The sequence below is a fragment of the Paenibacillus sp. 01T422 genome (assembly GCF_056398785.1).
On sequence record NZ_JBFTQB010001568.1, the window covers coordinates 1 to 549 of the forward strand.

At 38.4% G+C, this 549-nt stretch carries 1 protein-coding gene; it reads left to right on the forward strand.

Annotated features, from left to right (window positions below; genetic code table 11):
* Positions 1-42: 42 nt before the first annotated feature.
* Positions 43-549, forward strand: a 507-nt coding sequence (locus tag AC1DUA_RS40210) for a HAMP domain-containing protein (RefSeq protein WP_477504962.1), incomplete at its 3' end; no start/stop codon positions are given.

A 549-nucleotide genomic window follows, 5' to 3' on the forward strand; every position in this document is an offset into this window, starting at 1 on the left:
AGCCTCGCTACATCAAAACGGTTTGGGGAGTGGGGTATAAAGTTGATTAAATACTTCTTTTCACTTCTTAACTGGAACAAGAACATTCGAGCCAAATTATTTTTTTTGGCCGTTCTAAGCTTTTTTCTTGCCGTATTTGTTTCCTTCGTCCTTGACAATTTCATATCCATGTTTATGGGTACTAAAACAGGTTTATTATTTCTTATCATTGCGTTTGTGTTCTTCTTTTTCATGTTTACCCGTCCGATTGTTCGCTATTTAAAAACGTTGACCGGTGGACTTATGTCTATCGCTAATGGGAATTTGGATTGTCGAGTTCCTTTGTTAAGGCAGGATGAGCTGGGAGATGTTGCGCGAAATATTAATTATATGGCTGACCAGCTGCAGAGCATGATGAAGAGAGAGCGTCAGATCGAGACATCGAAAATGGAACTTATCACTAATGTCTCCCATGATTTGCGCACGCCTTTGACAAGTATGATTGGGTATTTGAATTTGTTGAAAATGGATGATTACCAAAACCTTGATGAGCATAAACGGTATATTAAC